Annotated in this window: 26 protein-coding genes; 17 read left to right on the top strand and 9 right to left on the bottom strand. The window is 68.2% G+C overall.

Translation table 11 applies throughout. The features are described from left to right. Nucleotides 1-159 precede the first annotated feature (159 nt). The 16 genes from N5K27_RS02680 to N5K27_RS02605 all read left to right on the top strand — a co-directional run bounded on the left by N5K27_RS02680 (nucleotide 160) and on the right by N5K27_RS02605 (nucleotide 15,091). Nucleotides 160-1,143 (top strand): tripartite tricarboxylate transporter substrate binding protein, encoded by a 984-nt coding sequence (locus tag N5K27_RS02680; RefSeq protein WP_087838339.1) that lies wholly within the window; start codon nucleotides 160-162, stop codon nucleotides 1,141-1,143. A gap of 30 nt (nucleotides 1,144-1,173) precedes the next feature. Beyond that, on the top strand, nucleotides 1,174-2,166 hold the full coding sequence (locus N5K27_RS02675; RefSeq protein WP_087838340.1) for an ABC transporter substrate-binding protein: 993 nt from the start codon (nucleotides 1,174-1,176) through the stop codon (nucleotides 2,164-2,166). A 7-nt stretch (nucleotides 2,167-2,173) separates the two neighbouring features. Further along, complete coding sequence (locus N5K27_RS02670; protein WP_087838341.1) at nucleotides 2,174-3,037, top strand: xanthine dehydrogenase family protein subunit M; 864 nt, start codon at nucleotides 2,174-2,176, stop codon at nucleotides 3,035-3,037. Between the two features lie 8 nt (nucleotides 3,038-3,045). Beyond that, a complete protein-coding gene (locus N5K27_RS02665; RefSeq protein ID WP_087838342.1) occupies nucleotides 3,046-3,552 on the top strand; it encodes a (2Fe-2S)-binding protein in 507 nt (168 codons plus the stop codon). Next, nucleotides 3,542-5,917, top strand: coding sequence for a xanthine dehydrogenase family protein molybdopterin-binding subunit (locus tag N5K27_RS02660; protein ID WP_132980725.1), 2,376 nt, complete (start codon nucleotides 3,542-3,544; stop codon nucleotides 5,915-5,917). Before N5K27_RS02665 ends, N5K27_RS02660 begins: the two co-directional genes overlap by 11 nt. 17 nt (nucleotides 5,918-5,934) lie before the next feature. Further along, on the top strand, nucleotides 5,935-6,723 hold the full coding sequence (locus N5K27_RS02655) for an SRPBCC family protein (RefSeq protein ID WP_279814532.1): 789 nt from the start codon (nucleotides 5,935-5,937) through the stop codon (nucleotides 6,721-6,723). 61 nt (nucleotides 6,724-6,784) lie between these two features. Next, nucleotides 6,785-7,093 carry a non-heme iron oxygenase ferredoxin subunit gene (locus N5K27_RS02650; RefSeq protein WP_279814530.1) on the top strand — a complete coding sequence of 103 codons (309 nt, stop codon included), beginning with the start codon at nucleotides 6,785-6,787 and terminating at the stop codon, nucleotides 7,091-7,093. Further along, nucleotides 7,077-8,354, top strand: coding sequence for an FAD-dependent oxidoreductase (locus tag N5K27_RS02645; RefSeq protein ID WP_279814528.1), 1,278 nt, complete (start codon nucleotides 7,077-7,079; stop codon nucleotides 8,352-8,354). Before N5K27_RS02650 ends, N5K27_RS02645 begins: the two co-directional genes overlap by 17 nt. Nucleotides 8,355-8,375: 21 nt before the next feature. After that, complete coding sequence (locus N5K27_RS02640) at nucleotides 8,376-9,671, top strand: aromatic ring-hydroxylating dioxygenase subunit alpha (protein ID WP_279814526.1); 1,296 nt, start codon at nucleotides 8,376-8,378, stop codon at nucleotides 9,669-9,671. Further along, nucleotides 9,671-10,189 (top strand): nuclear transport factor 2 family protein, encoded by a 519-nt coding sequence (locus tag N5K27_RS02635; protein ID WP_279814763.1) that lies wholly within the window; start codon nucleotides 9,671-9,673, stop codon nucleotides 10,187-10,189. The genes N5K27_RS02640 and N5K27_RS02635 overlap by 1 nt, the downstream gene beginning before the upstream one ends. An 11-nt stretch (nucleotides 10,190-10,200) precedes the next feature. Further along, a complete protein-coding gene (locus N5K27_RS02630) occupies nucleotides 10,201-11,163 on the top strand; it encodes an amidohydrolase family protein (RefSeq protein ID WP_132980728.1) in 963 nt (320 codons plus the stop codon). 22 nt (nucleotides 11,164-11,185) lie between these two features. Further along, on the top strand, nucleotides 11,186-11,941 hold the full coding sequence (locus tag N5K27_RS02625) for an Asp/Glu racemase (RefSeq protein WP_279814523.1): 756 nt from the start codon (nucleotides 11,186-11,188) through the stop codon (nucleotides 11,939-11,941). Between the two features lie 29 nt (nucleotides 11,942-11,970). Next, nucleotides 11,971-12,798, top strand: a complete 828-nt coding sequence (locus tag N5K27_RS02620; RefSeq protein WP_132980729.1) for an alpha/beta hydrolase — start codon at nucleotides 11,971-11,973, stop codon at nucleotides 12,796-12,798. A 34-nt stretch (nucleotides 12,799-12,832) separates the two neighbouring features. After that, nucleotides 12,833-13,870 carry a 2,5-dihydroxypyridine 5,6-dioxygenase gene (locus N5K27_RS02615; RefSeq protein ID WP_132980730.1) on the top strand — a complete coding sequence of 346 codons (1,038 nt, stop codon included), beginning with the start codon at nucleotides 12,833-12,835 and terminating at the stop codon, nucleotides 13,868-13,870. Nucleotides 13,871-13,883: 13 nt separating this feature from the next. Continuing rightward, nucleotides 13,884-14,516 carry an isochorismatase family protein gene (locus N5K27_RS02610; protein WP_087838351.1) on the top strand — a complete coding sequence of 211 codons (633 nt, stop codon included), beginning with the start codon at nucleotides 13,884-13,886 and terminating at the stop codon, nucleotides 14,514-14,516. 89 nt (nucleotides 14,517-14,605) lie between these two features. Then, the gene (locus N5K27_RS02605; RefSeq protein WP_087838352.1) at nucleotides 14,606-15,091 is read left to right on the top strand and encodes a MarR family winged helix-turn-helix transcriptional regulator; all 486 of its coding nucleotides are present in this window, start codon (nucleotides 14,606-14,608) and stop codon (nucleotides 15,089-15,091) included. On the opposite strand, the gene N5K27_RS02600 is transcribed toward N5K27_RS02605, so the two are convergent. Genes N5K27_RS02600 through N5K27_RS02590 form a run of 3 tightly spaced genes read right to left on the bottom strand, consistent with a single transcriptional unit; the run spans nucleotide 15,064 to nucleotide 17,523 of the window. Next, nucleotides 15,064-16,311, bottom strand: coding sequence for a LysR substrate-binding domain-containing protein (locus N5K27_RS02600; RefSeq protein ID WP_132980731.1), 1,248 nt, complete (start codon nucleotides 16,309-16,311; stop codon nucleotides 15,064-15,066). The two genes, N5K27_RS02605 and N5K27_RS02600, sit on opposite strands and share 28 nt — an antisense overlap. Then, nucleotides 16,311-16,976: a cysteine hydrolase gene (locus N5K27_RS02595; protein WP_087838354.1), complete on the bottom strand. Its 666-nt coding sequence runs from the start codon at nucleotides 16,974-16,976 to the stop codon at nucleotides 16,311-16,313. The genes N5K27_RS02600 and N5K27_RS02595 overlap by 1 nt, the downstream gene beginning before the upstream one ends. A 13-nt stretch (nucleotides 16,977-16,989) precedes the next feature. Then, nucleotides 16,990-17,523, bottom strand: coding sequence for a 3-hydroxybutyryl-CoA dehydratase (locus N5K27_RS02590; RefSeq protein ID WP_176400694.1), 534 nt, complete (start codon nucleotides 17,521-17,523; stop codon nucleotides 16,990-16,992). Nucleotides 17,524-17,753: 230 nt separating this feature from the next. On the opposite strand from N5K27_RS02590, the gene N5K27_RS02585 reads away from it, so the two are divergent. Continuing rightward, nucleotides 17,754-18,596 carry a tripartite tricarboxylate transporter substrate binding protein gene (locus N5K27_RS02585; protein WP_279814514.1) on the top strand — a complete coding sequence of 281 codons (843 nt, stop codon included), beginning with the start codon at nucleotides 17,754-17,756 and terminating at the stop codon, nucleotides 18,594-18,596. Nucleotides 18,597-18,605: 9 nt separating this feature from the next. Here N5K27_RS02585 and N5K27_RS02580 read toward each other — a convergent pair whose 3' ends face one another. From N5K27_RS02580 to N5K27_RS02555, 6 genes are read right to left on the bottom strand one after another with little or no spacing between them, the layout of a single operon-like run. Next, nucleotides 18,606-19,316, bottom strand: coding sequence for an isochorismatase family protein (locus tag N5K27_RS02580; RefSeq protein WP_176400695.1), 711 nt, complete (start codon nucleotides 19,314-19,316; stop codon nucleotides 18,606-18,608). Nucleotides 19,317-19,329: 13 nt separating this feature from the next. Beyond that, nucleotides 19,330-20,055 (bottom strand): class II aldolase/adducin family protein, encoded by a 726-nt coding sequence (locus N5K27_RS02575; RefSeq protein ID WP_279814511.1) that lies wholly within the window; start codon nucleotides 20,053-20,055, stop codon nucleotides 19,330-19,332. A 10-nt stretch (nucleotides 20,056-20,065) separates the two neighbouring features. Beyond that, entirely contained in the window at nucleotides 20,066-20,866 is an 801-nt protein-coding gene (locus N5K27_RS02570; protein WP_279814509.1) for an ABC transporter permease, read from the bottom strand. Continuing rightward, nucleotides 20,859-21,662, bottom strand: a complete 804-nt coding sequence (locus N5K27_RS02565) for an ABC transporter permease (RefSeq protein WP_279814507.1) — start codon at nucleotides 21,660-21,662, stop codon at nucleotides 20,859-20,861. The genes N5K27_RS02570 and N5K27_RS02565 overlap by 8 nt, the downstream gene beginning before the upstream one ends. Then, the gene (locus N5K27_RS02560; RefSeq protein WP_279814505.1) at nucleotides 21,659-22,459 is read right to left on the bottom strand and encodes an ABC transporter ATP-binding protein; all 801 of its coding nucleotides are present in this window, start codon (nucleotides 22,457-22,459) and stop codon (nucleotides 21,659-21,661) included. The genes N5K27_RS02565 and N5K27_RS02560 overlap by 4 nt, the downstream gene beginning before the upstream one ends. Beyond that, entirely contained in the window at nucleotides 22,456-23,298 is an 843-nt protein-coding gene (locus N5K27_RS02555) for an NrtA/SsuA/CpmA family ABC transporter substrate-binding protein (RefSeq protein WP_279814503.1), read from the bottom strand. Before N5K27_RS02555 ends, N5K27_RS02560 begins: the two co-directional genes overlap by 4 nt. Nucleotides 23,299-23,316 lie beyond the last annotated feature (18 nt).

The raw sequence follows: 23,316 nt of genomic DNA, 5'->3' as shown, positions 1-23,316 counted from the left end.
GGCACGCATTCCTCGCCATTAGGTGATTCCCCCAATGAGCGGCCGGCCAAATACTCAGTACAGTGAGCATATTGTTCAGCCTACTGAGTATTTTGGTGCATCACGGCACACATCCAGTGCGCCCTACTGATCCGATCAACCGACCCCTGCGAGTTCCCCATGCTGACCAAGATGCCCTTCCACCTGCTGTGCTCCCTGGCCCTCGCCGCCCTCCTGCCCGTGGCGAAGGCAGAGGTCAAGGCAGCTCCCACCTTCCCCGTCAAGACGGTCGAGATCACCGTGCCCTACGCCGTGGGCGGCGGGGTCGACATGCTGGCCCGGCTCATCGGCGACCAGCTCGGCAAGCTGGGCCAGCCCGTCATCGTCGACAACAAGGCCGGCGCCGGCAGCACCGTGGGTACCCGCATCGTCGCGGGCAAGCCCAAGGACGGCCACTCCCTGCTGATGATGAACGACGCCTATTCCCTGGCGCCCGCCATCTACAAGAACCTGGGCTACGACCCCAAGAAGGATCTGGCGGCGGTGATCAATGTCGCCTACGCTCCCATGCTGGTGGTCGTGCCGGCGTCTTCCCGCTTCAAGACCCTGGCCGACGTGGTGGCGGCGGGCCGCCAGCCGGGTTCCAAGCTATCGTACGGCTCCTGCGGCGCCGGCACCGACCCGCACCTGGCGGGCGAGATGATGAACATCGAATTCAAGATGAGCAACGTGCACGTTCCGTACAAAGGCTGTGGCCCCGCCCTGGTCGACGTCCTGGGCGGCCAGGTGGACCTGGCGGTGGTCACCATCTCCGGCGCGCTGACCTACATTTCCTCGGGCAAGCTGCGCGCGCTGGCCATCACCTCCAGCGAACGCTCGAAAGCGGTGCCCGACGTGCCCACCGTGGCCGAGAGCGGCGCGCCCGGCTTCAACCTCAGCCAGTGGCAGGGCCTGGCGGTGCCTGGCGGCACGCCGGACAACATCAAGATGGACATCTACAAGACGGTGTCGGCCATCATGAAGACCGACGCCATGCGCAAGCGGCTGGAGGACCTGGGCTACACCACCGCGGACGAAGGCCCCGCCGCGTTCCAGAAGATCGTCAACGACGACATCGACCGTTTCGCCGCGCTGGCCAGGAAGATCGGCCTGAGCGCGGATTGAGGCTTCCCGCATCCACGACAAGGAAAACCGATGAACAAACTGAACATCAGCCTCTCCGTAGGCAACTACGACCGCACCCAGGCCCTGTTCGACGGCCGCGTGGCCATCGAGGGCTGCAACGTGCGCGCCGTGCCGCTGGAGCCGGAAGAGGCCTTCCACCGCGCCTTCCGCTACGAGGAATTCGACGTGACGGAAATCTCGATGAGCAGCCACATGATGACCACGGCCCGCGGCGACAACAAGTACGTCGCGGTACCCGCCTTCCTGTCGCGGGTCTTCCGGCAGTCGGGCATCTACGTGCGCACTGACCGCGGCATCCAGCGTCCGCAGGACCTCAAGGGCAAGACCATAGGCGTGCCCGAGTACCAGATCACCGCGAACGTCTGGATCCGCGGCATCCTCGAGGATGAGTACGGCGTCAAGCCGGCCGACATCAAGTGGCGGCGCGGCGGCGTCGAGGAACCGGGCCGGGGCGAACGCGCGCCCATCGAACTGGATCCGTCCATCGACCTGAAGCAGATTCCCGACGACAAGACGCTGTCGGGCATGCTGGAGTCCGGCGAGATCGACGGCTACATCGGCGCCCGCGCGCCGTCCTGCTTCCTGCGCGGCGCGCCCAACGTGGGCCGCCTGTTCGGCGACTACATCGAGGCCGAGAAGGACTACTTCCGCCGCACCCGTATCTTCCCCATCATGCACATGGTCGGCATACGCAAGTCGCTGGTGGAAGAGAACCCCTGGCTGCCCGTCAGCGTCTACAAGGCCTTCCTGAAGGCCAAGGCCCTGGCCGTCAAGGAGCTGGACGAGATCTGCCACCTGGCCGTCACCCTGCCCTGGATGGTCCACCACCACAACGAGGCCAAGGCGCTGATGGGCGAGGACTACTGGCCTTACGGCCTGCCCGCCAACCACCACGTCATCGAGACCTTCGCTCGCTATCACCACGAGCAGGGCCTGTCGCGCCGGCGGGTCGCGCCCGAGGAGCTGTTCGCCGCCTCGTCCCTCGACCTGTCCAAGATCTGAAGGCGCCATGAAAGCTCCCGCTGTCGACTACGTGGCGCCGCGCAGCCTTGACGAAGCGCTGCAATGCCTGGCCGGCGTTGACAACGCGCGGGTGCTGGCGGGCGGCCAGTCGCTGATGGCCATGCTGAACATGCGGTTCGCGTTCCCGGACTGCCTGGTGGATATCAACCGCATCCCGGAACTGGCCTACCTGCGGGACGAGGGCGACACGATCCGGATCGGCGCCATGACACGACAGCGGGACGTCGAGTTCTCGGACCTGGTCCGCGACCGGCTGCCCATCCTGCGCGAGGCGATCCTGAACGTCGGCCACCGGCAGACGCGCAATCGCGGCACCGTCGGCGGCAGCTTGTGCCAGCTCGACCCCTCGGCCGAGATCCCCACCATCGCCATGGCCCTGGACGCGCAATTGCACGTGGCCAGCGCCGCCGGCACGCGCAGCCTGGCGATGGCGGACTTTCCCGCCGGCTACATGACGCCGGCGCTGGAGGCCGACGAGATGCTGGTGGGCGTGTCGATGCAGCCCTGGGAGCCGGGACACGGCTGGAGCTTCCTGGAGTTCTCCCGGCGGCACGGCGACTTCGCCATCGCATCGGCCGCCGTGCTGCTGCGCTTCGGCCCGGACGCGCGGGTGGACCGCTGCTCCATCACCCTGGGCGGCGTATCGACGGCGCCCGTGCGCATGGGGCAGGCCGAACAGGCGCTGCTGGGCACCAAGGCCGAGGCGGCCGACATCGAACGCGCCGCCGCGCTGTGCGGCGCGGTGGATGCCAGTTCCGACGCCTACGTGCCCGGCTGGTACCGCCAGCGGCTGGCGCGCGTCCTGTCCAGCCGCGCGATCACCCGCGCGCTCGAGCGCGCAACGAGATGAGATTCCCCATGGCAACGACGCAAGATCCCCGCCCCGTGCACCTGTCCGTCAACGGCAAGCCCTGCCAGGGCATGGCCGCGCCGCGCCTGCACCTGGCCGATTTCCTGCGCGGCGAACTGAAGCTGACCGGCACTCACGTCGGCTGCGAGCACGGCGTTTGCGGCGCCTGTACGGTGCTGGTGGACGGTGTCTCGGCGCGCAGTTGCCTGATGCTCGCGGTCCAGGGCGAGGGCTGCGCCATCACCACCGTCGAAGGCCTGGCTGCCGACGAGCACGAGCTCCATCCGCTGCAGCAGGCCTTCCATGAACTGCACGCGCTGCAATGCGGCTTCTGCACGCCCGGCATCCTGATGTCGCTGTCCGAGCTGCTGGCTGCGAACCCCGATCCGGACGAGGACACCGTGCGCGACGTGCTGTCGGGCCACCTGTGCCGTTGCACGGGCTACCAGAACATCGTGGCCGCGGCGCTGCGCGCCGCCCGGCTCCTGCGCGAACGAGACGGCCATGCACGCTGAGCGCCAACTGACCGCCATCCCCGGCATGGGTGCGAGCCCGGGCCGCATCGAGGACGAGACGCTGCTGCGGGGCAAGGCCTGCTTCCTGGACGACGTGCCCGTCCCCGATGCGCTGCATGCCTGCTTCGTGCGCAGTCCGCATGCCCACGCGCGGCTGCGCGGCATCGACGCGGGCCAGGCGCGCGCCCTGCCCGGCGTCGTCGCGGTCTATACCCGCCAGGACCTGTTCGGGCACATCACCTCGTGGCGCATGCCGCTGGGCTTTCCGCTGGCGGCCCTGCCCGAGGACACCACTCCCTTCGCGCTGGCCGGCGACGAGGTCGCCTTCGTGGGCGAGGCCTATGCGGTGGTGGTGGCCCGGACGCGGCACGAGGCCGAGGACGCCGCGGCCGCCGTGCAGGCGGAGTTCGAGGTCCTGCCCGCCGTCGCGGACTGCCGCCAGGCCGTGCGCGGCGATGCTCCCCGGGTGCGTACCGAGCTGGCCAGCAACGTGCTGCAGGACTACACCCTGGCCTACGGCGACTGCGACGCCGCCTTCGCCCGCGCCGACATCGTGCTGGACGACGAATTCCAAGTCCATCGGGGCTGCGGCCATCCCATGGAGGGCCGCGGCGTGGTGGCCGCGCTCGATCCCGCCACCGGCATGCTGACCGTCTGGTCCTCGACCCAGATGGCGCACGAACTGCACTACACCATCGCCCACATGCTGGACCAGCCCGAGGACCAGCTGCGGGTGATCACCCCCGACGTGGGCGGCGGCTTCGGCGCCAAGTTCATGATCTACCCCGAGGAAATCGTGGTGCCCGCCGTCGCCCGCGCGCTGGGCCGACCGGTCAAGTGGGTGGAGGATCGCCGCGAGAACTTCCTGACCACCATCCAGGAACGCGACCAGTTCTGGCGCATCTCGGTGGCCGCCGACCGCGATGGACGCGTGCTGGGCGTGCGCGGCGGCTTCGTCCACGACCACGGCGCCTACACGCCCCAGGGCACCAACGTCCCGTACAACGCCGCCTCGTCCATGACCGGGCCCTACGTCGTGCCCGCCTTCTCGCTGCACGTACAGGTGGCCTACACCAACAAGGTACCGGTCGCCACCATACGCGGCGCCGGCTATCCGCAGGCGGCCTTCGTCATGGAACGCATGATGGACCGCCTGGCATCCGCCGCGGGAATCGACCGGCTCGAATGCCGCCGGCGCAATCTCATCCCCCCGGAAAAAATTCCCTACACCAAGCCGCTCAAGTCGCGCGCCGGCGTGCCGCTGGTCATCGACAGCGGCGACTTCCCGGCCCTGCAAGCCACGGCCGCCCGGGCCATCGACTACGAGGGCTTCGCGCGGCGGCAGGAGGAATCGGCCCGCGCCGGCCTGCTGCGCGGCATCGCGATCGCCAACAGCGTCAAGCCCACCGGGCGCGGCCCCTACGAGAGCGCGCGCGTCCGCGTCCATCCGTCCGGCCGCATCGTCGTCCACACCGGCGCCCTCGCCATGGGCCAGGGCATCAAGACCACGCTGGCGCAATTGTGCGCCGCGCACCTGGGCGTGGAGCCGCAGGCGGTGGAGGTCTCGGCGGGCGATACGGGCCTCTCCGGCTACGGCATGGGCGGCTTCGCCAGCCGCCAGGCCATGATGGCCGGCTCGGCCGTCTCCGAGGCCGCGGCCAAGGTCAGGGACAAGGCGCTGGCCACGGCCGCCGCCGTGCTCGGTGTGAGCGCGGATGAACTGATGCTGAGCCAGGGCGAGGTCCATACGCCGGACTTCGCCAGGCGCGTCCCGCTGGCCCGGCTGGCCATGCTGCTCAAGGGCGTGCCCGGTTATGCGCTGCCGGTCCCCGGCGATCCGGGCCTGGATGCGACCGTGCATTTCCACTGCGATGCGCAGGCCTACGCCGGCTCTTCCCACGCCTGCGAGGTCGAAGTCGATCCGTTGACGGGCGCCATCCACGTGCGGCGCTACGTGGCCGTGCAGGACAGCGGCAATCTGATCAATCCGCAGATCGCGCACGGCCAGGTGCATGGCGGCGTGGTGCACGGCATCGGCAACGCGCTGTTCGAATGGATGGGCTACGACGACAACGCCCAGCCCCTGACCACGACTTTCGCGGAATACCTGTTGCCCACCGCGCCGGAGGTGCCTCCCATCGAGGTCATCTTCCAGCCCTCGCCCACGCGCTTGAACCCGCTGGGAGTCAAGGGCATAGGCGAATGCGCGACGCTGGCGGTTGCCGCCGCCGTGATAGGCGCCGTCGAGCACGCGCTGGACGGCCACGGCGTGCGCATCACCGAATTCCCGCTGACCCCGGTGCGCCTGGCCGAGCTGCTCGATCCGCCGGCCCGGGACACGACGGCACCCAGCGCCAACCCCTGACTCCGATCGCAGACGCCATGGAATTCACCAATCACTTTCACGTCCCGCTGCCGCTGGAAGAAACCTGGAAACTGATGCTGGACGTTCCCCGCATCCTGCCGTGCCTGCCCGGGGCCCGGCTCAAGGAAGCGCTGGGCGACGACAAGTACCTGGGCTCGGTATCGGTCAAGCTGGGCCCCATCAAGCTGGCCTTCGACGGCCAGGCCGAGCTGGTGCGCAAGGACGACGAGCGGCACATCGCCTGGCTGCGCGGTTCCGGCCTCGACCCCAAGGGCCGCGGCTCGGCCCAGTCGGAATTCAGCTTCGCGCTGGTGCCGGCCGCGGGTGGCGGCACCGACGTCACCGTCACCACCCAGCTGCAACTGTCCGGCGCGGTAGCGCAGTACGGACGCGGCAGCGGCATGATCGCCGAAGTGGCGGGCCACATCCTCAAGCAGTTCGAGCACAACCTGGCTGCATCGCTGCAGGACGACGCCAATGCGGCCGAACCGGCGGCACCCATGCCCGGCGCTCCCGCCCAGCCCGCCGCCACGGTGCCGGGCGAAGCGGCCGCGCCCCGGCTGGCCGCGGTTCCGGGCAGCGCGCCCGCTTCGCCCGAAGCCCAGGCCCTGCTGCTGCAGGCGCAGGCCGTGCTGGCCCAGGCGCAGGCCGTGCTGGCGGCCACGCAGCAGGCCCTGAACCAGAACCGGCGCGGCGCGGGCCGAACCGCGCCTCCGCCCCAGGAGCTGAACATGCTCAGCATAGGCATGAAGGCCTTCTGGTCCCAGTTCAAGCAAGGCGTGGGAGGGCTGTTCGGCCGCCGCTAGCCGCGGGCCCCGTGCGCGGGGCCGCACGATGAAGATCAGCATACTGACCAATGGAAACATCATGAACTGGACACGAATCGCCGCGGTGGACGAGGTCGAAGACGACGCCGGCATGCCGTTCAAGCTGGACGGCCGCGAACTCGCCCTGTTCCGCAGCGGCGGCGAATTCTTCGCCGCCGACAACGTCTGCACCCATCAATATGCGCTGCTGACCGACGGCTATGTCGAGGACGGCTGCGTGGAATGCCCGCTGCACCAGGCGCAGTTCGACCTGCGCACCGGCAAGCCGCGCTGTGCGCCGGCCACGCAGCCGATCCGCATCTATCCCGTCAAGGTCGAGGACGAGGCCGTCTATGTCGCCGTCGAATGACGCCTCCGCGCCCCTGGTCATCGTCGGCGCGGGCCAGGCCGGCGCCATGGCGGCGCGTGCCCTGCGCGAGTTCGGCCATGCCGGGAAGGTGGTCCTGATCGGCGACGAGCCCCATGCGCCCTACGAGCGCCCGCCCCTTTCCAAGGCCGTGCTGGCCGACGAACAGCCGCCGGACATCAACCTGTTGCCCGAGCCCTTCCTGGCCCAGTCCGGCATCGTGCTGCAACCGGGCCGGCGTGTCGTCCGCCTCGATGCCGCGCGGCGCGAACTGCACCTGGACGACGGCGCGGTCCAGGCTTATCGCGCCTGCCTGCTTGCCACCGGCGGCGACGTCCGCGTCTTGCCGGCCCTGCCTCCCGGTACGCCGGGCGTCCACTACCTGCGCACGCTGGACGACGCGCAGCGCCTGCGCGCGGCCCTGCGCACCGCGCGCAGCCTGCTGGTGACAGGCGGCGGCTTCCTGGGACTGGAGATCGCCTCCACCGCCCGTGCGCTGGGCCTGGACGTCACCGTGATGGAACTGGGGCCGGCGCTGCTGGGCCGGGCGATGCCGCCCGAGGTCTCCCGCTGGCTGGCCGCGCGCGCCCGGGCCCACGGCGTACGCCTGCATCTGGGCGCGCAGCCGTCGGGCCTCGTGCCCGTCGCCGGCGGGATCGCCGCCACGCTGGCGGACGCGGGCGTGTTGCGGGCGGACCTGGCGGTGGTCGCCGTGGGCCAGGTACCCAACGTGGCGCTGGCGCGCGAAGCCGGATTGCTGATCGATGCCGGCAACGGCGGCATCCGGGTCGACGAGCGCTGCCGCACCAGCGCCGAAGGGGTCTACGCCGCGGGCGATTGCGCCAGCGGCCGGGATGCCGCCACCGGCACGCACCGCCGCCTGGAATCCTGGCAGAACGCCAACGAACAGGCGCGCATCGCCGCCGCGGCGATGCTGGGCCAGGACGCCGAGCCGCCCCCGCCTCCCTGGTTCTGGACCGATCAGTTCGGCTGCAACATCCAGATGCTGGGCCATGGCGCGCCCGGCCTGGCCTATCGCCTGCGCGGCCAGCTCCCGGAAGGCCGGGACCCGGGCAAGGCCATGCTTTTCGGCATCGAGGGCGGGCGCCTGGTCCATGTCATCGCCATCAACGCCGGCGGCGACCTGCGCGCCTTCCGAAGCGTGCTGGGACGCCCCCTGGCCTGCGCGCCGGAAGCGCTGGCCGATCCCGGCATCCCCGCCAAACAGCTCGCGCGCCTGGCCCTGGGCCCGGCGTCCGCCTAGGGACCAACGAAAGGAAGCACCATGTACAAGAACCAGGAAATCCTCGACTACACGGTCGGCGCGAAGAACCGTCCCGCCGACGACTATGCCTGGCCGGCGGACGACCACCTGATCCCCGACTGGGTCTACACCAGCCAATCGGTGTACGAGCGCGAGATGGAGCGCATCTTCAAGGGCCGTTCGTGGAACTTCGTCGCCCTGGAGGCCGAGATCCCCAATCCGGGCGACTACAAGCGCTCCTACGTCGGTCCCGTGCCGGTCGTGGTCTCGCGCGCCGACGACGGCAGCATCCACGTCTTCGAGAACCGTTGCGCGCACCGGGGCGCGGAATTCTGCCGCAGCAGCCGGGGCCACGCGAAGGAGTTCGTCTGCCCCTACCACCAGTGGTCCTACGACCTCAAGGGCAACCTGCAAGGCATTCCCTTCAAGCGTGGCGTGAACAAGCAAGGCGGCATGCCGCGCGAGTTCCGCAACGAGGACCATGGCCTGCTCAAGCTGCGCATCACGACCCGGCACGGCGTGGTCTTCGCCTCGTACTCGGCCGACGTGGAGCCGCTGGAGGAATACCTGACGCCCGAGATCCTGAAGGACTTCGACGTCGTCTTCCCCGGCAAGCCGCTCAGGATCCTGGGCTATTACAAGAACGAGCTGCCCTGCAACTGGAAGATGTATCACGAGAACCTGAAGGATCCGTACCACGCCACGCTGCTGCACTCGTTCCTGGTGGTGTTCGGCCTGCTGGTGGCAGGCAACGACTCGGCCATGATCGCCGACCCCGTGCACCACCGGCACGGCACCATGGCCTCGGCCAAGAAGGAAGACAAGTACGCCGCCGTCAGCGAGGAAAACAAGAAGGAGATGCGCTCCTTCCACGACGGCATGCGGCTGCAGGACGACCGCTTCCTGGAGTTCGTGAAGGAATTCGACTCGCCCTGGTCGGTGACCATGCAGACCATCTGGCCCAACCTGGTCGTGCAGCGCGAGATGAACACGCTGGGCGTGCGCCAGATCGTGCCCAACGGCCCCCACAGCATGCTGATGATCTGGACCATGTTCGGCTACGAGGACGACACGCCCGAGATGACCCGGCATCGCCTGCGCCAGGGCAACCTGATGGGGCCGGCGGGCTTCCTGGGCCTGGAGGACAACGAGGCCATGAAGTTCGTGCAGGAGGGCGTGCGCCGCAGCAGCCTGGACACGAACGTCGTGAAACTGGACGCGGGCAACGTCGGCACGGCCACGTCGCTGATATCGGAAGCCGCCATACGCGGCATGTATCGCTACTACCGCGAAGTCATGGGATGGGAAAAGGCATGATGATATTGCAGCTTTCAGGATATGCGCCCTCGCGGGTGGACGCACGGCGGGCGGCGGAGCTGCGGCCGCTGGTCGAGCATTTCAACATCGAGTATTGCGCGGTGCTGGACAGCGGCCACATCGAGGAATGGCCACGCTTCTTCGCCGAGGACTGCATCTACCGGATCACCGCGCGCGAGAACGCCGAGCTGGACATGCCGGTAGGGCTGGTCTATGCCGAGGGGCGCCCCATGCTGCACGACCGGGCGGTAGCGATCTCGCGCACGCAGATGTTCGCGCCCCGCACCATGACCCACCTGCTGTCCGCCCCCCGCATCGTCGGCGAGGAAGGACAGGAAATCTGGGCCCAATGCAATTACGTGCTGCTGCAGACCCTGGTGGAGGGGCCCACCACGCTGCACCTGGCCGGCACCTACCACGACCGGTTCGTCCGCGACGGCGACGAACTGCTGCTGCGGGAGAGGCAGGTGATCCACGAATCGTCGGTGATCGCCAACGACCTGGTCTATCCCGTCTAGGAGGAATGGAATTGACTACCCTACGCAAGATCGCGCTGGAAGAACACTTCATGATGCCCGGCTTCGAGACCTACTCGAAGGCATTCCTGAACTTCATCGACCCGGCCACCATGAAGGAACTGGGCCAGCGTCTGGCCGACTTCGACACGCTCAGACTCGATGAAATGGACCGGGCGGGCATCGAGCTGGTCGTGCTGTCCCAGTCCGGACCGAGCGTGCAGGCCGAACCCGACACCACGCTCGCACTGCGCCGGGCGCGCGAGAACAACGACTTCCTGGCCGAGCGGATCGCGCGGCGGCCGGACCGCTATGCGGGCTTCGCCATGCTGCCCATGCACGATCCGCTCGAAGCAGCGCGCGAACTGGAACGCTGCGTGAAGCAGCTGGGATTCAAGGGCTCGCTGGTGAACGGCCACACACTGGGACGCTACTACGAAGGCCGCGAATACGATCCGTTCTGGGAACGGATGCAGGAGCTGGACGTGCCCATGTACCTGCACCCCATCGACCCGTGGAAGCCGCTGCACGCCCTGGACGGCGCGCCGGTGCTGGCCGGCGCCAGCTGGGGCTGGGGCGTCGAGACCGCCAGCCACGCGCTGCGCATGGTGTTCGGCGGCGTGTTCGACCGCTTCCCCCGGCTCAAGGTCATCCTGGGCCACATGGGCGAGGGCCTGCCCTTCCAGCGCTGGCGCTTCGACAGCCGCTTCGCCGCCTACCCCTATGGTGTCAGCCTGCAGCGGCGGCCGTCGGAATACATCGGCACCAACCTGCTCATCACCACCTCGGGCGTGTGCTCGCATCCGACGCTGGTCGGCGCGGTGGGCGAGATGGGCGTGGACGCCGTGATGTTCTCGGTCGACTACCCCTACGAATCGACCGAAGCCGCCGCCCGCTTCATCGACACCGCGCCCCTGGAACCCGCCCAGCTCGAAGCCATCTGCCATGGCAACGCGGCGCGGATCCTGGGCCTGTGAACCGCATCCGACGGAGACTCCCATGACCAAGCCGCTGTTTCGCATCGGGCAGATTGTGCCCAGTTCCAACACCACCATGGAAACGGAGATCCCGGCCATGCTGGCCGCGCGCCAGCAGATCCGGCCGGAGCGCTTCACCTTCCACTCCAGCCGCATGCGCATGAAGCACGTGGTCAAGGAAGAGCTGGCCGCCATGGACGCCGAGTCCGACCGCTGCGCCGTCGAACTGAGCGACGCCCGCGTCGACGTGCTGGGCTATGCCTGCCTGGTCGCCATCATGGCGATGGGGCGCGGCTATCACCGGCAGTCCGAGGCCCGCCTGAAGAACCATACCGCCGCCAACGGCGGCGACGCGCCCGTCATCACCAGCGCGGGCGCGCTGATCGAAGGACTCAAGGTGATCGGCGCCCGGCGCATCGTGGTGGTGGCTCCCTACATGAAGCCGCTGACCGAGCTGGTGGTCGACTACATCCACCACGAGGGCTTCGAAGTCGCCGACTACCGTGCCCTGGAAATCCCCGACAACCTCGAGGTCGGACGCCACGACCCCGAGAACCTGCCGGCCATCGTCGCGCAGATGGACACCAGCCAGGTCGATGCCATCGTGCTGTCGGCCTGCGTCCAGATGCCGTCCCTGCCCGTGGTGGCCAAGGTCGAGGCGCAGACCGGCAAGCCGGTCCTCACGGCCGCCATCGCCACGACCTATGCCATGCTCAAGGCCCTGGACCTCGAACGCGTCGTGCCGGGGGCCGGCGCGCTGCTGTCCGGCGCCTACTGACACGGCCTCTTCCTTCCAGCGAGCCTCTCATGCCCGACAGCCAATTCCTCTACGGCGCCAACGTGCGCGCCAACGGCATCCGCCAGCATTACCTGCGCTACGGCGGCGCCGACGGCGAGCGCGCCTCGCGCGATCCCGTCATCGTCGTCCCCGGCATCACCAGCCCCGCCATCACCTGGGGCTTCGTGGGCGAGCGCCTGGGCCGGCACTTCGACACCTATGTTCTCGATGTGCGCGGCCGCGGCCTGTCCACCGCCGCGCCCGGCCTGGACTATAGCCTCGATGCCCAGGCCGAGGACCTGATCGCGCTGGCCGAGGCGCTGGGCCTGGCGCGCGCCAGCGTGGTGGGCCATTCCATGGGCGCCCGCATCGGCCTGCGCGCCGCGCGCATCGGCATGCCCGCCATGGCCAGGCTGGTGGCGGTCGATCCGCCGGTATCCGGCCCCGGACGCCGCCCCTACCCCGCCAAGCTTCCCTGGTACGTCGATTCGATGAAGGCGGCGCGCGCCGGCATGGACTGGACCGCCATGCGCGAGTTCTGCCCCACCTGGACCGAGGAGCAGCTGCGGCTGCGCGCCGAATGGCTGCACACCTGCGACGAGGAGGCGGTGCTGGCCAGCTTCGAAGGCTTTCACACCGACGACATCCACGCCGATCTTCCCGCGATCCGGCAGCCCGTGCTGCTGATGACCGCCGAGCGTGGCGGCGTGGTCGAGGATGCCGACGTCGCGGAATTCGGGCAGCTGCTGGCCTCGATGCGGGCCGTGCGCGTGCCCGGCGCCGGCCACATGATCCCGTGGGACAACGAGGAAGGCTTCTACCAGGCCTTCGGCACGTTCCTCGGCGTTTCAATCTGAGATCCCTCTCCACCTCCAGACCACAGGCAAGACCATGGCCATCAGCGACTATCCGTTCATCGAAGCCTGGCGCCAGGTGCTGACGCTGTCCCGCCTGGAGGCGGGGCAGACCGTGACCATCCTGACCAGCGCGTCCACCCATCCGCAGACCCTGTCGTGCGCCACCATCGCCGCCCAGTCCCTGGGGGCCATCGTCAACCGGCTGGACCTGCCGCCGGTCAACGGCGAGAAGGCCCTGAGCCGGGACGCGCTGGCCTACCTGGGCACGACGCCCCTGACCGGCAACCACGCCGCCATCGCCGCCCTGAAGGCCAGCGACCTCGTCCTGGACCTGATGACCCTGCTCTTCTCGCCGGAACAGCACGAGATCCTGCAGACCGGCACCAAGATCCTGCTGGCGGTCGAACCGCCCGAAGTCCTGATGCGCATGGTCCCCACCCAGGAGGACAAGACCCGCGTCACCGCGGCGGCCGCGCACATCCAGGCCGCCCGCGAGATGCGCGTGCGCTCGGCCGCCGGCACGGACCTGCGCTGCCCCCTGGGCGAATTCCCCGCCATCAGCGAATACGGTTTCGTCGACGAACCCGGCCGCTGGGACCACTGGCCCAGCGGATTCGCGCTGACCTGGCCCAACGAAGGCGGCGCCAGCGGCCGCATCGTCATCGACCGGGGCGACATCCTGCTGCCCCAGAAATGCTACGTGGACGACCCCATCACGCTCACGGTGGAGAACGGCTACGCGGTGCGCATCGAGGGCGGCCTGTCGGCCAGCCTGCTCGACGACTACATGGCGTCCTTCGACGACCCAGAGGCCTACGCGATCTCGCACATAGGCTGGGGTTTGCAACCGCGCGCCCGCTGGTCCACACTGGGGCTGTACGACCGCGAAGCCACCATAGGCATGGATGCCCGTGCCTTCGAAGGCAACTTCCTGTTCTCTCTCGGCCCCAACAACGAAGCCGGCGGAAGCCGCACCACCGCCTGCCACATCGACATCCCGCTGCGCCGCTGCACCGTCAGCCTGGACGGGCGGGACATGGTCGCGGACGGCAAGGTCCTCGACCAGGCCTAGACACGGAGCCATCATGCACAAGGAAATCTCGACCTACCAGCGCCAGGGATTCGGCGCCGATCTCGAACTGCGCGGACCGGCCGCGCTGCTCATCGTCGATTTCGTCAACGGTTTCGCCGACCCGGCCATGTTCGGCGGCGGCAACATCCGCGAAGCCATCGAGCGCACGACGGTGCTGCTGGCCGAGGCCCGCAGGCTCGGGTGGCCCGTGGCGCACACACGCATCGTGTTCGCCGACGACGACGCCGATGGCAACGTATTCACCGAAAAGGTCCCCGGCCTGCTGAAACTGAAGGAACACGCCCCCGCCAGCGCCATCGTCCCCGAGCTGGCCCCGGCTCCGGGCGAACTCGTGGTGCGCAAGACGCTGCCCTCGGCCTTCTTCGGCACCACGCTGGCCGCATGGCTCGCGCAGCGCGGCGTGCGCACGCTGATCGTGGCCGGCGCGGTCACCAGCGGCTGCGTGCGCGCCAGCGTCGTGGACGCCATGTGCCATGGCCTGCGCCCCGTCGTCGCCTCGGACTGCGTGGGCGATCGGGCGCTCGGCCCGCACGAGGCCAACCTGTTCGACATGCAGCAGAAATACGCCGCCGTCATGCCGCGCGACGAGGTGCTGCAGGCGCTGGGGGCGGCCGCCAGCCGTTGATTCCTGGGCCCGATGGGTGGTCCGCAGTATACTGAGTAAAAATGCGCCGGCCCCGCGCCGGCGCCGGTATACCTGTGAAGCACCCCACAATGACCCAATCCCCCCCCTCGCACCCTTTCGATCCCGCCGAGCAGGTGCTCTGGTCGCGCGCGGGATACCTGGTCCGCCGCCTGAACCAGATCCACTATGCGATGTTCTTCGAGGAATGCAGCAACGAGATCACCCCGGTCCAGTACGGCATCCTGACCGCCCTGTCCCTGCAGCCGGGCAGCGACCAGAAGACGATCGGCCACGAACTCGGGCTGGACCGCACCACGACGGCCGACGTCGTCAAGCGGCTCGAACGCAAGGGCTACCTGACGCGCCGCGTGGATCCCGACGACCGCCGCTCGCGGCAATCCTTCATCACCGAGGAAGGACTGCGCGTCATGGGCCAGTTGCAGGACGGCATGACACGCGCCCAGCAGCGGCTGATCGCCCCGCTCAGCAAGAAAGACCAGGAAACCTTCATGCGCCTGCTTTCCAAGCTGGTGCAGGCCAACAACCACTACGGCCGCGCGGCCGCCGACCTCTGATCCTTTTCCCCTGATTCGTCGCGGCACACCTGACGGATCGCCTCGATCAGCAATTGCGCCCCCGGCGACGAATGCTCCTGCGTGCGACGCAGGATGCCCATGGAACGCTCGGTGCCCACCAGCACCACCGGCAACTCCACCAGGATGCCCGCCCGCAGTTCGTGCGGGAACAACTGGCGCGAAGCCGCCGACAGCATGTCGGTCTCCAGCAGCAGCCCCCGGATCAGGGAAATGTCCGACGACTCCACCGCCACCTGCGGTTCCGGCAACCCATGCTGCGCCAGGCATGCACCCAGCGCCTCGCGCGTAGGCGTGCCCTGCCGGGGCAGCACCCATGCGGCTTCCATCAGGTCGGCCAGGTCCAGGGCCGCCGCGCCGGCCAGCGGATGATCGCGGCGCGCCAGCACCACCATGGGCTCGCGCATCAACTGCTCGACCACCAGCGCGCTTTCCAGCGGTTCCACCGGCAGCGCGCCCACCAGGAAATCCACGTCGCCCAGCCGCAGGCCCGCCACCAGCGTGTCCATGGGCGCCTCCAGCGTGCGCACCTGGAGGCGCGGATGCCGGGCCAGCACACTGCCGATGGCCACCGGCAACACATACGGACGGCTGAACGGCAGCGCCCCGACCACCACCTGTCCTTCGATCACGCCCTTCAGCGCCGAGATCTCGGTGCCGGCCAGGCGCAACTGCGCCAATGCCCGCTTCACATGCGCCAGCAGCAGCTCGCCGCATTCGTTCAATGCGACGCCGGCATGCGCGCGGTCGAACAGAGGCACGCCGACGCTGGCCTCCAGGTCGTACAGCGCCATGCTGGCGGCCGGCTGGGAAACGCCCACCGCCGCCGCCGCCGTGCTGATGTGCTTGCGCTCGGTAAAGGCGAACAACAGTTCCAGGCGCCGCTCGTGCACGGCCAATGAAAAGAACGGCGCGGTGCGCAGACGCGGCGCCGACTCGGGGTAGCGCTCGCACAACGTGTCGCAGGCTTGCTGCAGTTCGGCGAACGCCAACTCGGTCCGTCGGTGCAGCGCCTGGCCGAAGTCGGTCAACAGCCACTGGCGCGCGCTGCGCTCGAACAGCGCGACGCCGAACCAGCCTTCCAGCTCCTGCACCGAACGCGACACGGCCGACTGGGCGCGGCGTAGTTCCTCGCTCGCACGGGCCAGGTTGCCGTGGCGCACGACGGCCAGGAAGGGGCGCAGGTGCTTGGTGTGGAGCATCAAAGGGCCGAAAGGGCGTCGGCAGGGGCGTGCTTGCCGAACAAACGCAGGAGCTCGACCGAGGTCGTGACCTCGCCAAAATTCACCCGGACCGTCGATAACGTGCCCTCGTGGCCAGCCGCGTTACCGCTGCCCACGCAATCCTCCGCCACGACGATGTGATAGCCGAGGAAGAATCCGTGCCTGAGGGTCGAATCGACGCAGACATTGGTGGCCACGCCCGCCATCACCAGCGTCCTGATACCCCGCTCCTGCAACTGCGCGTGCAGCCCGGTCTCGTGGAAACCGCTGAACGTGTGCTTGTCCACGACGATGTCCCCCTCCCGGGGTTGAATGCGGAAGAAGTCGGCGCCCCAGGTTCCCTCCATGCAGCAGCCCTCGGCATCCCGCATGGCGACGTGGGCCTCCGCCAGGTACTTGAAATCGTAGACCGAGCGCAACCATGCGACCGCAGCCCCCGATCGCCTGGCCCCGTCCGCCAATGCGCCGATCCGGTCGGCGATGGCGGCATTCTCGTCCACCCGGATGGGATGGCGGCCGCTTTCAGCCCGGGTGCGCTGCAGGTAGCCGCCCTGGGCGCAGAAATCGTTCTGCATATCGACGATCACTAACGCCGTGTGTCGCGGCTGCGCTTTCTCCGCCAGGGTGCGTAGGATATTGCTCATGGCCCCCCCCCCTTCAACGGTCCGGCATGATGGTGCCGCACTTCTTGCAGGTGCGGAAATCGAGCGAACCCCAGAAATTGTCGTAGGCCCGCGATACCGGATCGGTACCGTAATCACTGACGATGAAGCGTTCCTCGTGCAGCAGATTGTCGCAAGAAGGGCAGAACCAATGGAAGCGGTCCACTTCGCCAGGCCGGCGCTTGCGCTCGACCACGAGCTGGAACGCATCGGGCGGGAAACGCGGCGAATGCGGCACCATGGGCGGCTGGTAAAGACAATGTCCTTCGGGAACCACCGCGACTTTCTCCACCCCCTCGGGCGTACGATAGTGCAGGTGCAGGTCCCCCTTCAGCGAATACTGCATCTCGTGGCTGGGATTCAGGTGGAACTCGCTGCGGTATTCACGGCCGCGCGCAATGAAGCACAGGCAGTCGTCCTCCTGCCACAACGGATAGGTCCGCCGCTCCTCGTTGTGCCGCAAGTGCTCCATGATTTCCTGCAAATCGATTTGCGGCATGTGCAATTGCAGGCTGGGAAATAGTTTCATCGCTATGTCCTGGTAGTGAATCCCCCCATTCTCGGCTCCCCGCGGGGCTGGCGCCAGCCGGCAATGCTTCTGCCTGGGGCGAAAAAACTTATGCCCGCCCGCCGGCCATCAAAATGCTTCTGCCGGTCCCGAAAGCGCTTATGCCCCATCCCCTCCGGCCTGCGGCAATGGCACAGTGGCGGGGCCACCCGCTGGTGGGGTGGCTTGCTCAACCTTCGGGAATCCGGACCATGAAAACGCCAATCATCCATTCCGTGCTCGCGGCGATCACGCTGGCCCTGTGCGGCGCCGCGCCGACGCACGCCCAGGACTACCCCGCCAAACCCGTGCGGGTGGTCTCCACCTTCCCCGTGGGCAGCGGCCCCGACGTCGCGCTGCGGCTGGTGGCCGACCGGCTGTCGCAGAAATGGGGACAGCCCGTCATGGTCGAGAACAAGCCGGGCGGCAACGGCTTCATCGCCATCGACGCCGCCAAGCGCAGTCCCGCCGACGGCTACACCCTGCTCCAGATGGACAACGCGCAGACCAGCGCCCATCCCTACCTGTTCAAGAAACTGCCCTACGACCTGATGCGCGACTTCGAGCCCATCACGCCCATGCTGCGCAACTACTTCTTCGTAGTGGTACCGGTGGACAGCCCCTTCCGCGGCACCGGCGACCTGCTCCAGGCGGCGCGCGCCAAACCCGGCTCGGTCACCTACGGTTCGTGGTTCGGCGGCAGCGCCGGCCCCCTGCAGCGCGCCGGCAAGGTCCGCTACCTGGCCGTCTCGGCGCCCCGGCGGCTGGCGGGCTTCCCGGACGTCCCCACCATCGCGGAATCCGGCGGACCGGCGGACTTCGACCTGGCGGGATCGGTCGCGCTGCTGGCGCCCAAGGGCACGCCCGCGGCGGTCGCCGACAAGATCCAGCGCGACGTGGCGCAGGTATTGCGCGACCCGGAGGTCCTCAAGCGCTACGACGCGATGTTCTACGAGCCCTACGTGCTGGAACGCGCCGAGTACGTGAAGGAGCTGGCCGACGAGACCCGGCGGTTCGGGCAGGTGCTCAAGCGCTTGAATATCGCGCTGGATTGAAACGCCCGGTCAGGCCGACGCGCCGAAGTGCCCCAGGATGTCCGCCGTATCCAGCACGTCGGCATACTTCGCATGCATGTCCAGCAGGCTCATCGCATGGCTGGATTGCAGGCGGTCGAAGCAGGCGTCGGCAGCCACGGCGATGCGGTAGTTGGCGCTGAAGCCATCCACCACGGTGGCACGCACGCAGCCCGAGGTGCTGCCGCCCGCCACCACCAGCGAATCCGCACCCAGCAGGGTCAGGTAGGACTGCAGCGGCGTCGAGAAGAACGCCGACGGCTTCTGCTTGCCGATGACGAGGTCGCTGGGCTGCGGAGCGATTTCCTCGACGATCTCGTCATGATGCCGATCGGATTGGGACACCGGAGCCTCTTGCGGCCGCGATCGTGCATGCTTCCACAGCCACGAACCCATGTCCCATTTGTCGTCCCGGTACGCGCCCCGCGTGTAGATGACGGGCCGCTGCTGCGCGCGAAAGGCGGCCAGCAGTTCGCGGATGCGGTCGATGGCGTCCCAGCTTGCCTCGCCGCAAGAGTTGGGCCAGCGGCGAACGGAGTCAGTGATGGGCTCGCGCCGGTCGCCGCAAAAACCATAGGTGGCGTCGACGATCACCAGGGCCGGGCACGCGCCGAATCCCATGCGGGCGCCGTAGCCGGACAGCTCGATGATCTCACGGTCGCGCGGCGTCAGGTACGAATACAGCGATTCGAGCGTGGCCATGTCCAGGGCCTCCTCAGGCGAACAGCGCGGCATCGCCGCGGGCCTTTTCCTGCCACGCGAGCTTGCGGACGAAGTAGTTCCAGGAATGCTCGACGTGGACGGGCGTCATGATCTGTTCGCGCCGGCGCCGCCGCACGGGCGGCATGGGGAAGGTCGCTTCGGCGCGCATCTGCGAACCCAGCACGTGGATGCGCGCGGCGCGCTCCAGGAAGACCCCCACGCAGACGGCATGGGCGATGGACGTGCCGCAAAAGGTGACGCCGTGATTGGCCATCAGCACGGCGAAATGCGGTCCCAGGGTGCGGGCCAGCGCGGCGCCCTCTTCCTCGGTCTTGAGCAGCGCGGCCTCGTCCCGGTGGCAGGGCAGTTCGTCGAAGTAGTCGGCATCCAGCGTGAACGGCGCCAGCGCGGTGCCGAACGACGACAGGATGCTGGCGTGGAAGGGATGGGTATGGGCGACGACGTTGACGTCGGGCCGCGCCTTCAGGATCTCGGAATGGATGGGCCACTCAGAATGGCGCCCCCCTTCCCCTTCCAGCTTGGCGCCATCGTGGCCGACCAGCACGAAGTCGGCGGCGGACAGGATCTCGCCCAGGCCGCGCGCGTTGCGCTTGAGCCAGAAGCCGCGCCCTTGCGGATCGCGCAGCGACAGGTGGCCCAGGGTCATGTCGCCATGGCCTTCCATTTCCAGGACGCGGCAGGCCGTCGCCAGTTGTTCCAGTTGTTCGTCGATAGACATCGTGGGAGCCTCAATGGGAAGGACGGGAACTCCGGGCCGCGCCGTCGGGCTCCCAGAAGATGATCCTGCCGCGCACGGCGACGAGCAGGCGGTCGAGGGTGAAGCCGATCAGCGCCACGGCGATCACGCCGGCGTAGGACTCGGCATACATGAAGGAAGCCGACGCGTAGGCGATGTAGTAGCCCAGCCCGGTGCTGTCGCCGATCATTTCGGTGATGATCACGACCACCATGGACAGGGGCAGCGCGACCCGTATGCCCGACATGATGGCGGGCAGCGCCGCCGGCAGCAGCACGCGCAGGAAGATGCGCACGGACCCGGCCCCCATGTTGCGGGCGCTCCAGACCAGGCGCGGCGCCACGGCGCGGATGCCGAAATAGGTGTTGACCGCGATGGGGAAGGTGCACTCCAAGGCGATCAGCGCGATCTTCGACGGCGAGCCGAAGCCCAGCAGCAGGATGAAGACCGGGTACAACGCGATCTTGGGAACCGGGTAGCCGAACGAGAAGATGGGTTCCACCATCCATTCGAACCAGCGGCTGCGGGCCATGAGCACCCCCAGCAGCACGCCGATGACGATGGCCAGGCCGAAGCCGCTCAGGGCGCGCGAGAACGAGATGGAGGCGTGATAGACCAGGTCGCCGTTGGCCAGCCCTTCCACGAAGGCCCGGCCCACCTTCACGATGGAAGGCATCAGCCGCGGCGACACCCATCCCGAACGGGACAACAGCTCCCAGGCCGCGGCCAGGACCGCCAGCGGATACAGCGGCGCCATGGCTTGCCGGGCGAAAGCGCGCAGACGCTCAACCATCGCGGGCCTCCCCGGGATACTTGTCCGCCAGCAGGCGGCGGCGGATGGCCAGCAGGATGCGGTCGCTGGCGAAGCCCATCAGGCCGATGGCCAGGATGGCCGTGTACATCCAGTCATAGCGCATGGCTTCCTCGGCGCGCACGACCATGTCGCCCAGGCCGTCGTGCGACCCCACCATCTCGGCGGCGAACAGCACGATGAACGAAAGCGCGAGCCCGGAGCGCAGGCCGGTGAAGATCTGCGGCAGCGCGGCCGGGAAGATGACGCGCCTGAAGATGTAGGCAGGTCCCGCCCCCATGTTGCGCGCCGCCCAGATCAGGGATACGGGGGTGGCGCGCGCGCCGTACAAGGTGTTGATGAAAGTCGGAAAGAAGACCGCCAGCGTGATGAGGGCGATTTTCGAGACATCGCCGAAGCCCAGCCAGGTGATGATGACCGGCAGCAGCGCCACCTTGGGCACCGGATACAGCGTGGAGACGAGCGGATCGAAGAAGGCGCGCGCCTGCCGCCACACCGCGCTCAGGAGTCCGATCGCAACCCCCAGCGCGGCCCCCATGAAAAAGCCGCTGTAGGAGCGCACGCCGGACGCCATCGCGTCGCGGATGAGCTCGCCGCTTGCCAGCAATTCCCAGGTCGTGGCGGCAATGTCGGTCGGCGCCACGACGTAGCGGGGCGCTCCCGGCTGGCCGGCCGCCAGTTGCATGGCTACCAGCAGCGCCACCGGCAGGGTCCAGCCCGCGAGCCAGCGCAGCGCGCGGTTCGAACCGCCCGCCGCGGCGGGGCGTATCGCGCTCATGAGCCTTCCCGGGCGCGCAGGACCTCATCGCGCAGCATGTCCCAGATCCTGGCGTGGTAGTCCATGAACTCGGGCGACTTGCGGATGGCCGCGCCGCGCGGACGAGGCAGGTCCACGCGCAGGTCGGCCTTGATGCGTCCCGGGCGCGCCGTGAAGACGATGATCCGGTCGCTCAGGTAGATGGCCTCTTCGATGTCGTGCGTGACGAACAGCACGGTGCGGCGGTCCTGCTGCCAGATGTCGGTCAGCTCTTCCTGCATGAGTTCGCGCGTCTGCGCGTCCAGGGCGCCGAACGGCTCGTCCATCAGCAGCATCTTGGGTTCGTAGGCCAGCGTGCGCGCCAGCGCCACGCGCTGCCGCATGCCGCCGGACAGCTCGCCCGGATAGGCATTCTCGAACCTGGCGAGCCCGACCATGGCGATGTACTTGCGCGCGATCTCCAGGCGCCGCGCCTTGGGCAGGCCCTGCACTTCCAGCGACCAGGCCACGTTGCCCAGCACGGTGCGCCAGGGAAAGAGCGCATAGTCCTGGAACAGCATGCCCCGGTCGGGCCCCGGCTCCGAGACCGGGCGCCCGGCCAGGCTGATCGTGCCGCTGGTGCGCGGCTCGAACCCGCCCACCATGTGCAGGAAGGTGCTCTTGCCGCAGCCCGAGGGCCCGACGATGCTGACGAATTCGCCCTCGGCGATGGACAGGTCGAAATCCTCCAGCGCGGTCACGGCCTGGCCGTTGCGCAGGAAGCGCTTGCCGACGCCCCTGGCCTGCAGGTAGGCGGTAGTGCTGGCGCTGGCGTTCATTTCGGCAGGTAGCTCATGTCCACGACCTTGGCGGGGTCCAGATTGTCCAGATAACCGAAGGTCTTCAGTTCGGCCACCATCCTGCGCATGGAGTCCATGTCGACCTTGCCGTCGAGCGGATGCAGGTACTTGCGCATGCCCAGCGACACGTCCAGCGGAATGTTGACGAACTTCGCGTCGATCAATTGCTGGTGGCTTTCGCGCGGGCGATTCACGTAGAAGTCGGCGGCCTTGACCAGGTCGGCCAGGAAGGCGCGCAGGGCAGCGGGATGCTTGGCGGCGAATTCCTCCTTGACCAGGAGCAGCATCAGGTCTTCCTGCTGCCCGATGCCGTCAGTGGAGGTGAAGACGGTGCGCAGTCCGCCTCGCTTTTCCTCGAAGGCAGCGAAAGGCTGCGGGAAGGCGCCGATGTCCAGCTTGCCGGCCCGTACGGCCTCCCCTTGGCTGGGAAACGGCATGGCCACCCACTTGACGTCCCGCTGCGGGTTCAGTCCGTGCTTCTTGAGCGCCAGCCGGGCCCAGATCTCCGCCGACGAGCGCGCGCCGTTGATGCCCACGGTCTTGCCCTTGAGATCGGCGATGGTCTTGATGGGCGAGCTGTCGAGCACCATGTACTGGGTGGCGAAGCCTTGCGCGCCGCCCTCGCGGGACAGCGACGCGACGATCTTGAACTTGATGCCCTGGGCCGCGGCCATCATGACGCTGTGAGCCGATCCGGTGGCGACGTCCAGCTCGCCGGCTTCGAATGCTTGAAAACGTTTATCGGTGCCCCGGAACAAGGTGTACTCGAGCTTGTAGTCGCGGTTCTGTCCGGGAGTGACGGCGGGCGATGCCTTCATCGTCCACAGCGGTTCCTC

Origin of the sequence: Pigmentiphaga sp. GD03639 (genome assembly GCF_029845405.1) — a bacterium.
GTDB lineage: Bacteria > Pseudomonadota > Gammaproteobacteria > Burkholderiales > Burkholderiaceae_B > Pigmentiphaga > Pigmentiphaga daeguensis.
Note: the sequence above shows the minus strand (reverse complement) of the source record. Positions and strands in the feature narration are given on the sequence as shown.